Raw genomic sequence first — 12,102 nt, 5'->3', positions numbered from 1 at the left:
TGGCGCACCCGACAGGAGCGGACAAGGAGGCATCACCGTCCAGTAAAGCCTTTACCAACGCTGTTCGCGCTTCGCGTGAGCGTGAAGGCAGGCTGGCAATGACGGCTTCGGCCCAACGTTGGTCATCGTTGTAATGGGCGTCGGTGACATCGCCAGCAGCGGTATCGGTCGTTTTCGGCATGACGATTGTTTCGGCGTTTTCGGTGACGGTCTTTTCGGTCATCGGTCGAGCGTGCCATAGTTCGTCAGTTGGTCAACGATATCACGCCGATGACCGATGATGCCGATGACCGTGGAGAAGATTATTACACGCGCCATAGGGAACGCTACAATGCGATTCGAAGTCCATGCCGATGCGAGCATGGCCCACGCCGCATTGTGCCCCGTCGGATTGACATTGTAAGGTTTCACCTATGGCCAGGATGGCCGTAGAGCAGTTCTGATGGCCTTCAGGCTGCGAGTGCTCGATAGACGCTGGCACGACCGATGTTCATCTCACGGGCGATTGCAGAAGCTCCCATGCCTTTCTGGTGAAGTGCCTTGACCTGCTTATGGTCGATGGTTGCGGGACGGCCTTTGTAACGTCCATCGGCCTTGGCCTTCGCGATGCCTTCCAACTGTCGTTCACGGCGGATGTCATTCTCGAACTGCGCAACGGCACCAAGGATGCTCAACATCAACTTGCCCGTGCTGGTATCGGTATCGACACCGTTTTGGTTGATGCAGCGGAACGCGACACCTTTGCTCGCCAGTGTCTCGATGATGCGGTGAAGGTCACCGACCGACCTTGCCAACCTGTCGAGCCGCGTGACGATGAGCGTGTCGCCTTCCCGAACGAAGTCGAGTGCATTGGCGAGTTCGATACGGTCTTTGGCCGAACGACCAGACATCTTCTCGGCGAAGACCTTCTCGCATCCAGCATGGGCCAAAGCTTCGTTCTGGATATCGAGCGACTGTCCCGACGAACTCACCCGTGCGTATCCGACCAGCATCCGCGTCTCCTGTCTCGTTAGGCTCTAGGCCACGACATCGCAGATGTTTCGAATCTGTCAGCAACTCATTTGGGACGCCGAAACTGTCTCACGCCGATGTCCCGCTCGGGCTTAGCCATGCGGGATGGGGATGACTAAAGGTAACGTCGGTATTCGCGCTTAGCGCACCGAAGTATTTCAGAATCATAGATTCTCTCAAATCCGCTATCCAAATCTCGCATGCAGTTTGAGCCGACGCCTTGCTCAACCAGCGGTCCGCAGATTTCCATACCTCTTGCATATTGCGACGCGGCTTCGAGCGCTTCATCGGAATTGCATACATTCTCGCTGCCGCAAGACGCAAGCAACCCAGCAGCGGCAATGGTGCAACCGTTTCCAATATATTTAAGCAAGCTCAATCCCCTCGTTATGTATGTCTTCATGCCGACGGGAGGCAGCATAGTCAAACTATCGCCAGCGCTTTCTATTGCATCAGAAGCTCGCGACAATTTTCGTTCAAGCTAGCCAAACGGGCGCGTATTAAATCCGAATATTTCTCCCTGACCTCACGACTAAATACGTTGGAGGTAACGAAATGCATACGCTTATAGAAATCTATCAGTTGCTGCGGTCGGAAGGGCTATGCTCGACGCAAGCGGAATTCAGCGAGAACTGGCTGGGGCATTCATGGCACTACATGTCGCAAATAGGTGGCGACCCAAGGAAGGCTTCGCCCGCATCGCTTCAGTTGCTGGCCAGCCGACTAGACATGGCCGCGACCAAGGCAAAGGAGACGTGGTGTCCAGCATCCAGCAAGCGGCTCCAAGGCGCTTTCGAGGAGCTTGAACGCTTTCTTTGCGACGACACTGAGGTAACCCGTGCTCGACCGTATTTCGATGTGAAAGCACGCATTAATTAATGCGGGGAACCACCAGCAGGTGTATACTCGTAGGACAACATAGCTCGACCGATAGATGCGCGATAACCGCGTCGGCTGCCACGGACTTTGTAGGTGCTCAGCGTAACAACTGACCGCCGTGTTCGGGACCGAAACGCAGAGCAGCGACTGGATAGCAAATGCCAGAATAAACATAGTCTGCAAAAGACGGTGGCTCTGTGTCCTCAATCCTGAGGATTCTCACAACCACCGACCTTGCGCTTGTCATCGTCAGGCAGGCGTAAGACGCTTCCGCGAAAGCGGATAACCGTCGGGCGATTTTTCGCCGAATGAGGGCAGTAACGAAGGGTCACGGGCGACCACCTTCCAGCTATAGACGCTGACGCTGCTAAACGATGCCACATGCCGATTTGGTGATGTATCTCATTCCCCCTCTTTTGAGCCAATTCAGACCACATGGTCGTAGGCTTGGGAGAGGGGGGATTAGAGCTATCGCTCCTTTACGAGACCACGCCTCCTTGGTGATGAGATTAGAATCATCCGATTCAAGAATTGTTCGACAAGGTTAAGTGAGCAACTTGTTGCGAACGAGCCGAAGTCGATAGGATGAACGCGAAGCGTTCTCCTCAAGTCATGTGGTCAAATGCCTCCACTTCGAAACCAAGCTGGAACTCCAGTAGGTCCGAGCAAATGAGATTGTGCAGTGAATCCCACCTTGATGGCCTCCTCGGCTCGCGTCGTTCCACGATGATTCCGTGTTGTTCCAAATAGGCTTCAATCCACTCACGGCTCGCTCGCGAAGGACGGCGATTGCGAGGTTTGAATAGCCCTTCCAGCTTCCAACCAGATGTCCCCCGAACGAGGTGCACAACGGTGCGATGTTCACCCCGCGAGACAACTGCGAAAGCATTCCCTTGCACTTCATCAAGGAAGGAAGTGGTGTAGTTCCGCAAGCAATTCCTGAACTCCCGCGCGACCGAAAACAGTTCCTCCCCCGTCTGAATGGGCTGATAGAAATCTGACGCTGGAATTGGATGCGGGGGTGCATTTGCCCGACGAGCGGCTTTCTGAAACACCGATGATAGCCCGCGCTGCGTTTTCACGTCGCGAAGACATCCCGCAAACCATTGCGCATCGACCCCGCGTTCGACGAGCACCTCGAACGCCGTAGCAACATCCTCGGCATCGGTCTTCCCCATCACGGCCTGAACGAGCTTTGGGCTGCATGCCTGGGCTGGCAATGTCTTGATGGCCAAAAGGGTATCGAGGTCCACGCGAGACACCTGCGCGATACACCTCGTGATGTGACTTTCGCCAGCAGATAGCAGTTCGACGAGCAGGCCGTAGAAGTGCTCGGCCTGAACGATGTTCCCTGACCTCCGCAATGCGCGACGAAGACCCGACGGCACGGTTCCATACGCGGCAGCGAGAATGTCGTTGTGGCCCGAATGAAGGAGGAATTCAGCTACGTCGCCAGCGTCGCATTCGCTTGGTGGTTTCGCGCTCAAATAGGCAGCGATTACATGCTGACGTTCGGAGCTTGTGCGGAAGAACTCGCCGAGAAACGGTGTATAACGGTCAAGCTCGATGGCGTGGCGAAGAACCCAATGCGGGTGCGATGTGATGAGGGTCAAGTGCGTCTCCTTTACTGTCGTAAAGGGACGACTCCAGAAGAATACCGCGATTGATGCATGGTCAAATCATAGCACAACTTGCGGACAGCGCTGAGATTTTTTGCGCACGAGCGGTCTCCATCCCATTGGCATGTCAGCCGCACTGCGGTTAGACCGAGGAACGACCTGACTGGGCTGGGGAATTCTGTGACTGCTATCCGTGAACTGTTGACCCGCTATCGGGACGCCTCGAAGACCGAGCGCGAGAAGGGCACATATTTCGAGCGCCTTTGCGTCGAGTTTCTCAAATCCGACCCAGAGATGGCGCAGGAGTTCGAAGACGCGTGGCCATACGCGGACTGGGCGCAGATGCAGGGTCTCGACGGTCGTGATGTCGGCATAGATGTCGTGGCGAAAATTCGCGATGAGGATGGCTTCTGTGCGGTCCAGTGCAAGTTCTATCAGGAAGGCCATCGCATTCAGAAGGCAGACATCGATTCCTTCTTCACGGCTTCTGGCAAAAAACATTTCACCCGACGCCTTATCATCGACACCACTGATGCGCCTTGGAGCGTCAACGCCGAAGATGCGCTTAAAGAACAATCGATTGATACCCAGCGCATCGGTCTCGAACGGCTGAACGAAAGCCCCATCAATTGGGCCACTTTCCTTGCCGACAACAAGGTAATCCTGAAGCCCAAAAAGGAACCGCTGCAACACCAACGGGAAGCACTCGCTGATGTGAAAGCGGGCCTTGAAGAAGCTGACCGAGGCAAGCTCATCATGGCTTGCGGCACGGGCAAAACTTACACCGCGCTCAAGATTTCAGAAGAGATGGCTGGCGCAGGCGGTCGAGTGTTGTTCCTCGTGCCATCGCTAGCCTTGATGTCGCAGAGCATCCGTGAGTGGTCGCTCGATGCTACGATTCCCCTGCGCTCCTTTGCCGTCTGTTCCGATGCTCAAGTCGGCAAGCGAAACGCAGGCAATGACGACATAGGCGATATCGACGTTCACGACCTCGCTCATCCTGCGACTACCGACCCAACAAAACTAGCCGCCAAAGCGGGCAAGCCAACGCCTGACCGCATGACGGCGGTATTCGCCACTTACCACTCGATACAGGTCATCTCTGCCGCCCAGAAGAAGCACGGACTGCCCGAATTCGACCTTATCGTCTGCGACGAGGCTCACCGAACTACAGGCCAAACGCACGAGAACGACGAAGAGAGTAACTTCGTCCGCATCCATGACGCTGAATACATCGGGGGGAAAAAGCGTCTCTACATGACGGCCACACCGCGCATCTATGCGGATGCGGCGAAGTCGAAGGCCAGCCAGGACTCCATCGCTATTTGCTCGATGGACGACCCGACAATCTATGGCGAAACGCTGTTCCAGCGTGGTTTTGGTTGGGCTGTTCAGAAAGGTCTACTGACCGATTACAAGGTCATCGTGCTGGTCGTTGATGAAGAGGCGGTCAGCCTTGGCGTCCAGAGCCGCCTTACGGACGAGAATAGCGAACTTAAGCTCGATGACGCGACCAAGATTATCGGCTGCTACAAGGCGCTGACTAAGGCCGACATGGCCGCCGATGTCGCGACCGACACGGGTCACATGCGGCGCGGCCTCGCTTTTTGCAAAGACATCGCCAGTTCCAAGCTCATCCGCGATGAATTTACCGCCGTGGTCGATGCCTACCTTTCGTCACTCGATGACGACGATGAGGAAATTGGCCAGACGCTCGCATGCGAAGTCCGCCACGTCGATGGCACTTTCAACGCCAAAGCACGCAATCGCGAACTCGATTGGCTACGTGCAGACCATGACGACCACAGTGCTCGCATTCTCTCCAATGCTCGTTGCCTTTCGGAGGGGGTGGACGTCCCCGCGCTCGATGCCATCATGTTTATGCATCCACGGAAAAGCCAAGTGGATGTCGTGCAGAGCGTTGGGCGGGTCATGCGACGTGCCGAGGGTAAGAAGATGGGCTACGTCATCCTGCCTATCGGCGTTCCCGCTGGCATGGAGCCTGAAGAAGCTCTCGCCAACAACGAGAAATACAAAGTCGTCTGGCAAATCTTGAACGCACTTCGTGCGCATGACGAACGCTTCGATGCCACCATCAACAAACTGGAACTCGGGGTGGATGTAAGCGGACAGATTGAGGTCGTGGCGGTCACGAACAACCTCAAGGCGAAGCAGGAAAAGAAGAAAAAGTCTGCCAACATCGGTCAGGGCGGCGCGGGTTCTGACGACGATGGCGAGGTTCCCGAAAGTGGCGGGAAGAAGGAGACCGAAACCCAAGACGCATTCCGCTTCGACGAGTTCTCGACGGCCATCATGGCCAAAATCGTTAAGAAATGTGGCAAGCGCGATTACTGGGAAGATTGGGCAACTGACATTGCCAAGATTGCGCAAACCCATATCACTCGCATTACAGCAGTGGTGCAGCAGCAGGGCACGAAAGAGCGAGCAGCTTTCGAGCAGTTTCTCACCGAAATCCGCGATGATTTGAACGACGGTATCACCGAGGGTGAGGCCATCGAAATGCTGGCGCAGCACATCATTACGAAGCCTGTCTTCGAAGCTTTGTTCGAAGGCTACAGTTTTACTCAGAACAACCCTGTGTCCGTGGCGATGCAATCCGTGCTCGACGTTCTGCAAGAGCAGAATTTGGCGAAGGAATCCGAGTCACTCGAAAAGTTCTACGCCAGCGTGAAAGTCCGTGCGGCGGGCATCGACAATGCGGCGGGTAAGCAGAAGATTATCGTCGAGCTTTACGACAAATTCTTCAGCAAAGCGTTCAAGCATATGACCGAGAGGCTCGGCATTGTTTACACGCCAGTCGAGGTTGTGGATTTCATCATCCATTCGGTCAACGATGTGCTCAAGGCGCAGTTCGGTCAGACGCTAGGCAGCGAGGGCGTGCACATACTCGACCCCTTCACTGGGACGGGGACATTCATCACACGGCTGCTGCAATCGGGTCTCATCGCACCTGAACAGCTTGAGCGGAAATACGCTGAGGAGATTCACGCCAACGAGATTGTGCTGCTCGCCTACTACATCGCGGCCATCAATATCGAAGCGGTCTACCACGCCCTTTCGGGCGGCGATTACATGCCGTTCGAAGGCATTTGTCTCACTGATACCTTCCAGCTTTACGAGAAGGAAGATTTGGTCAGCGCGCTTCTGGCAGACAACAGTTCACGTCGCCAAAAGCAGAAGGACCTCAATATACGCGTGATTGTCGGCAACCCTCCCTACTCAACAGGGCAGGAAAAAACGAACGACAATAACGCCAACGTCAAATATCCGTCACTCGACGAGAGAATTCAGGAAACATACGCCGCAGATACCTCGGTCGGGAATAAGAATGCCCTCTATGATAGCTATATCAGGGCGATACGGTGGGCCTCCGACCGTGTAGGAAATGATGGTATCGTCGCTTACGTATTGGGTTCAGGCTTCTTGGACAAACCCTTCGCAAGTGGAATTAGGAAGCACCTCGTGGAAGAGTTCAGCGAGGTATATGTCCTCAATCTCCGAGGCGATGTCAGGAAGGATATTCTTGCCAAGGGCGCTGCCAAAGAAGGTGAGAACATCTTCGGCCAAGGAAGTATGACGGGCATTGCCATACTTCTCCTTGTCAAAACCTCGTCGGGAAAAGGCCGAGGGAAGATTCACTATTTTGACATCGGGGATAGCCTCTCGACGTCCGACAAGAAGGTCAAGCTTCAGTCCTATGAAAGTGTGAATTCGGTCCCTGATTGGCAGGATGTAATTCCCGACAAGCTATAAATCAGCGTGATGACGCATTTGAGGATTTCATACCTCTGGCCTCCAAAGGTGCGAAGGACCCTAACGTAATTTTCAAAACTTACACAAACGGAATACAATCGAACCGCGACCCGTGGGTGCAAAATTATTCAAGAGAACAACTGAAAAACAACGTTCGGCAGTTCGCGAGTTATTATAATGACGCCGTTGGTTCGTCAGGCTCTCAGAGCTTCGAGGACTGGGTTGATTCTTCGAGAATAAGCTGGACCCGCAATTTGAAAAAGCGGTTTTCTAAAGGCGAACCACTTGACGAAAAATTTGAGGCAACGCTGGTCGATTATCGGCCATTCACAAAACAATGGGCCGCTGTGTCGAGGCAAATTGTTGAATATGTGAACCAGACGCCCGCTTGGTTCTCGGACGCAAATAGCGGCAATCGCATACTGGTGGTCAGTGGTGTTGGCTCGCAGCGTGGTTATTCAGCGTTTGTGGCCTCTAATGTGGCTGACGTTCAACTCATTCAAAATGGTCAATGCTATCCGCTACAAACATCTTCTGACGTCGAAGGGGAGTTGTTTTCTAGCTCAGGTTCTCCTCATTCCTCGGGAATTACGCCCTACGCTTTTAAGCGGTTCACCGCTGCATATCCTGCGGAGACCATCACAGCAGAAGACATCTTTTACTATGTCTATGGCATTCTAATGTCTGAGGATTTCCGCAACCGCTTCTCACAAAACCTCCTAAAGGAAACTCCTCGTATTCCAGTTGTCGTAAAAGCGACGGATTTCTGGCTTTTCTCGAAGGCAGGGAGAACTTTGTCAGACCTTCACGTAAATTACGAAGAAGCCGAGCCATACCCAGTCAATTTCGCTGGCGGCTCGCTCCTGATGGACAGCTACACCGATACGGATTTCCGCGTCGAGAAGATGCGCTTTGGCGGGAAGGGCAAGGTGAAGGACAAGAGCACGGTCATCTACAATGGCAAGTTCACGATGACCGACATTCCGCTCGAAGCCTACGACTACGTGGTAAACGGCAAGCCCGCACTTGAATGGGTCATGGAACGGCAGGTTGTGAAGACCGACAAGGACAGCGGCATTGTCAACGACGCCAACCGTTACGCAATCGAAACTGTCGGTGACGCCGCCTATCCGCTCAAGCTTTTTCAGCGCATCATTACGGTCAGCTTGGAGACGATGAAAATCGTCCGTTCTCTGCCAAAACTCGATATCTGAACGGTTTCACTTGGGCGCGAAGGCAAACCACCACTACGTGCCGCAGTTCTATCTGCGGAACTTCGCGGACGGTGTTGGTCGCCAAGCTCGGGTCGTTTTCTTCGACGAGGAGACTCGCCACCTTGGGCACACTCTCGTCCGAAACGTAGGAAGCAAAAGGTATTTCAATCGGGTAGATGCCGAAGGCCAAGACCCTGACTATCTCGAAAATGCACTTGCGGATTTGGAGGGAGAGATTTCGGGACCCTTGGCTGACATCATCGCGGCGCAAAATTTCCCGAGCGAAGAGCACTTTACCTATGTTATGAATCTTGCCGCGCTTCTGTCGGTTCGCAATCCGCAACTGCGAGGTCAGTTAGAGCGCTTCCATCAGGACGTAGTAGAGAAGGTGTTTGGTGTGCTGGTGTCTTCCGAGGAAGCATGGGAGCACCACACGAAGAAAATGAAGGACGATGGCGTCGAGTTGAGTGGTAAGGTCACCTATGAGGACATCAAGCGGTTCAAAGACGGCAAGCGATACGACATCAACATTGACCAGACTCACCTGATTGGGGTCGAATTCGAGATGGTGCCGAAGGTGCTTGAAACGATGGCCAATCGGAACTGGTGCTTCGCTTCAGCGCCAGAGGGGTCGCAATATATCACGAGCGATAATCCCGTTGTCCTCGAATGGTCAGACAATCGTGACTATGGACCGCTTGCTTCGCCTGGGCATGGTCTAATGGGAACGAGCCTACTTTTCCCGCTCTCTTCCGATGCTCTGCTTCTTGGAACCTTCGAGGAATTGCCAGAAACGCTGTCTCATACTGACGACCAAGTGACCTCGGTTAACACCGTTATCGCGCGAAACTCCCGACGCCAAATCTACGCACGAAATGACCAGTTTCGGTTGAACTTGAGAAGTGAGCAAAATGTAAGAGGCGCGGACCTACCGAAGTATTTTCGCAGAACCGCGTAGTGACTGCCCACGGCATGGGATAACTTCAGAAGATGCTTGACCCCCTCTCGGCCACCATCGACAGAAAGACATGGCTAAACTGACTGACCCCGCAGAGGAACTGGCGAAAATCGCTGCGAAGCTCAATAAGGGCAGCGCTTTCGCTGGGGCCAAATTCTTTGCTGAGTGCTTTGACGTCGAAATTTCAAGCACCGAGTTTTACACTATAATCTCCACCATCCTTCTACGTTGCGATAGGGTCGCGACTCTTATTGGAAGGTCTGAGTGGGAGAAGTCCCAGAAAGCAAGTGCGGTTGCCGAATTAAAGGGCTTTAAAAAGGCGTTCGACGTTAAATCTCTGACCACGAACTGGAACAACAATCCCGACGGCGGCCTTCCGCAAGTTAGAGACCACGGAAAGGTCATTCAATTCTGGTCCTACGAAGTTCGAAAATTCGAATCTTATCCATCTCTTTCGGAGGAGGATGTTGCCGAGCTACGAGTTTTAATTACTAATTACCTCATAGCACTTCGGGAAAATGATGAGGTAGAGGCGTTCGTCAAACAAGCCATTATAGATGGATTGTCTCGGCTTGAATTCAGTTTGAATTATCTCGGGTGGTTGGGTGCGGGATATAACCTTGATGCTTTCAAGAACGTCTTAGCTCAGTATCAGTTTCTGAACGAACAATCAGAACGCCGCCCCGATGGTTTTGACCCGTCTGAGGCACTCGGCGGCCTTTTGGGCATCCTCAAAAGCATGAAAGAGAAATACGATTCCGCTAAAAGCTGGGCGGATACTGGCTCCTCGATGTTCGAATCCTATAAGCTGGCAAGTGCTTATCTGACACCTTTGCTCCTAACGTATCAGAGCGCCCAGTAGTGGCCCGAGGTCAGAATGCAAAAGGTCAGGGGAGCGGGTTTGTAGGTGCGACCCGCTTGATGGCCGCACCCACAAAATTCTTCCATGAGCGTCAATATCGATGGTCGATGTAGACGCCGTATCGCTCGCTCAGTTCCAATGCGAATGCCCAAGCGGTTTCGTAATCGTCGAAATCTTCGTCATCGAGTATGTCGCACTCGCCGTCGCAGTTGCCAAAGGAATGAACGTTCCATCCGTCCTCTTCGCCTTCGCCCCCTGTGTTGTAATGCCCATTGTCCTCGTCTTCGCGGAACGGATAGATGGCGACTTCAGTGATTTTGAAAGAAGTCATTTCGTGCGCTCCCAACCTTCGACCTGATGCAACTCCCAGAGCAGCGGGGCCAAGCGATTATAAGTGGCTAAGTCCAAACCTTCAGTTCCAACATAAGTTTCGCCTTCATCGTCCCAGCGAACGTATAACTTCTCTGGTTCAATACCGAAATCCAAGTAACGCTGAATGACATGTATGCTTTCCCAATTTAGATAAAGTTTCATTTAGTTTTCCTTCGTGACTGGATGTCACAATAGGAAAATGACAGCGGTCTGAAATTCTTGCATTAATTAATAATTACTTGACAGAATTTTTTTCGCGAGAACTTTTTGGTGGCTAACTTTAACCCTGCCCCCCATCCCGCATGGCTAAGCCCGAGCGGGACATCGGCGTGAGACAGTTTCGGCGTCCCAAATGAGTTGCTGACAGATTCGAAACATCTGCGATGTCGTGGCCTAGAGCCTAACGAGACAGGAGACGCGGATGCTGGTCGGATACGCACGGGTGAGTTCGTCGGGACAGTCGCTCGATATCCAGAACGAAGCTTTGGCCCATGCTGGATGCGAGAAGGTCTTCGCCGAGAAGATGTCTGGTCGTTCGGCCAAAGACCGTATCGAACTCGCCAATGCACTCGACTTCGTTCGGGAAGGCGACACGCTCATCGTCACGCGGCTCGACAGGTTGGCAAGGTCGGTCGGTGACCTTCACCGCATCATCGAGACACTGGCGAGCAAAGGTGTCGCGTTCCGCTGCATCAACCAAAACGGTGTCGATACCGATACCAGCACGGGCAAGTTGATGTTGAGCATCCTTGGTGCCGTTGCGCAGTTCGAGAATGACATCCGCCGTGAACGACAGTTGGAAGGCATCGCGAAGGCCAAGGCCGATGGACGTTACAAAGGCCGTCCCGCAACCATCGACCATAAGCAGGTCAAGGCACTTCACCAGAAAGGCATGGGAGCTTCTGCAATCGCCCGTGAGATGAACATCGGTCGTGCCAGCGTCTATCGAGCACTCGCAGCCTGAAGGCCATCAGAACTGCTCTACGGCCATCCTGGCCATAGGTGAAACCTTACAATGTCAATCCGACGGGGCACAATGCGGCGTGGGCCATGCTCGCATCGGCATGGACTTCGAATCGCATTGTAGCGTTCCCTATGGCGCGTGTAATAATCTTCTCCACGGTCATCGGCATCATCGGTCATCGGCGTGATATCGTTGACCAACTGACGAACTATGGCACGCTCGACCGATGACCGAAAAGACCGTCACCGAAAACGCCGAAACAATCGTCATGCCGAAAACGACCGATACCGCTGCTGGCGATGTCACCGACGCCCATTACAACGATGACCAACGTTGGGCCGAAGCCGTCATTGCCAGCCTGCCTTCACGCTCACGCGAAGCGCGAACAGCGTTGGTAAAGGCTTTACTGGACGGTGATGCCTCCTTGTCCGCTCCTGTCGGGTGCGCCA

At 53.6% G+C, this 12,102-nt stretch carries 12 protein-coding genes; 7 read left to right on the top strand and 5 right to left on the bottom strand.

The features are described from left to right. A partial coding sequence (locus tag GRI69_RS15565; protein WP_160729072.1) for a hypothetical protein occupies positions 1-223 on the bottom strand: 223 nt, incomplete at its 3' end. A gap of 226 nt (positions 224-449) precedes the next feature. After that, positions 450-992, bottom strand: a complete 543-nt coding sequence (locus GRI69_RS15560) for a recombinase family protein (RefSeq protein WP_160728433.1) — start codon at positions 990-992, stop codon at positions 450-452. A gap of 574 nt (positions 993-1,566) precedes the next feature. Between GRI69_RS15560 and GRI69_RS15555 the strand changes: the two genes are divergently transcribed. After that, positions 1,567-1,890, top strand: a complete 324-nt coding sequence (locus GRI69_RS15555) for a DUF6626 family protein (RefSeq protein ID WP_160729079.1) — start codon at positions 1,567-1,569, stop codon at positions 1,888-1,890. Positions 1,891-2,495: 605 nt separating this feature from the next. On the opposite strand, the gene GRI69_RS16210 is transcribed toward GRI69_RS15555, so the two are convergent. Then, positions 2,496-3,503 (bottom strand): hypothetical protein, encoded by a 1,008-nt coding sequence (locus GRI69_RS16210; RefSeq protein WP_237453162.1) that lies wholly within the window; start codon positions 3,501-3,503, stop codon positions 2,496-2,498. Between the two features lie 186 nt (positions 3,504-3,689). Here GRI69_RS16210 and GRI69_RS15540 point away from each other — a divergent pair, with 186 nt between their 5' ends. From GRI69_RS15540 to GRI69_RS15530, 4 genes are all read left to right on the top strand, one after another. Further along, positions 3,690-7,283 carry a DEAD/DEAH box helicase gene (locus GRI69_RS15540; RefSeq protein WP_337191084.1) on the top strand — a complete coding sequence of 1,198 codons (3,594 nt, stop codon included), beginning with the start codon at positions 3,690-3,692 and terminating at the stop codon, positions 7,281-7,283. Beyond that, the gene (locus GRI69_RS15925) at positions 7,253-8,497 is read left to right on the top strand and encodes a type ISP restriction/modification enzyme (protein ID WP_202392063.1); all 1,245 of its coding nucleotides are present in this window, start codon (positions 7,253-7,255) and stop codon (positions 8,495-8,497) included. The genes GRI69_RS15540 and GRI69_RS15925 overlap by 31 nt, the downstream gene beginning before the upstream one ends. A gap of 37 nt (positions 8,498-8,534) precedes the next feature. Continuing rightward, complete coding sequence (locus GRI69_RS15535) at positions 8,535-9,455, top strand: DUF4238 domain-containing protein (protein ID WP_160729076.1); 921 nt, start codon at positions 8,535-8,537, stop codon at positions 9,453-9,455. A 70-nt stretch (positions 9,456-9,525) separates the two neighbouring features. Next, the gene (locus tag GRI69_RS15530) at positions 9,526-10,317 is read left to right on the top strand and encodes a hypothetical protein (protein ID WP_160729075.1); all 792 of its coding nucleotides are present in this window, start codon (positions 9,526-9,528) and stop codon (positions 10,315-10,317) included. A 91-nt stretch (positions 10,318-10,408) separates the two neighbouring features. Here GRI69_RS15530 and GRI69_RS15525 read toward each other — a convergent pair whose 3' ends face one another. Next, on the bottom strand, positions 10,409-10,648 hold the full coding sequence (locus GRI69_RS15525; RefSeq protein ID WP_160729074.1) for a hypothetical protein: 240 nt from the start codon (positions 10,646-10,648) through the stop codon (positions 10,409-10,411). Then, complete coding sequence (locus GRI69_RS15520) at positions 10,645-10,851, bottom strand: hypothetical protein (RefSeq protein ID WP_160729073.1); 207 nt, start codon at positions 10,849-10,851, stop codon at positions 10,645-10,647. Before GRI69_RS15520 ends, GRI69_RS15525 begins: the two co-directional genes overlap by 4 nt. A 259-nt stretch (positions 10,852-11,110) precedes the next feature. Between GRI69_RS15520 and GRI69_RS15515 the strand changes: the two genes are divergently transcribed. After that, entirely contained in the window at positions 11,111-11,653 is a 543-nt protein-coding gene (locus GRI69_RS15515) for a recombinase family protein (protein ID WP_160728433.1), read from the top strand. 226 nt (positions 11,654-11,879) lie between these two features. Continuing rightward, the coding region (locus tag GRI69_RS15510) for a hypothetical protein (protein ID WP_160729072.1) at positions 11,880-12,102 on the top strand (223 nt) is incomplete at its 3' end.

It is taken from the genome of Qipengyuania vulgaris (genome assembly GCF_009827325.1).
Lineage (GTDB): Bacteria > Pseudomonadota > Alphaproteobacteria > Sphingomonadales > Sphingomonadaceae > Qipengyuania > Qipengyuania vulgaris.
Note: the sequence above shows the minus strand (reverse complement) of the source record. Positions and strands in the feature narration are given on the sequence as shown.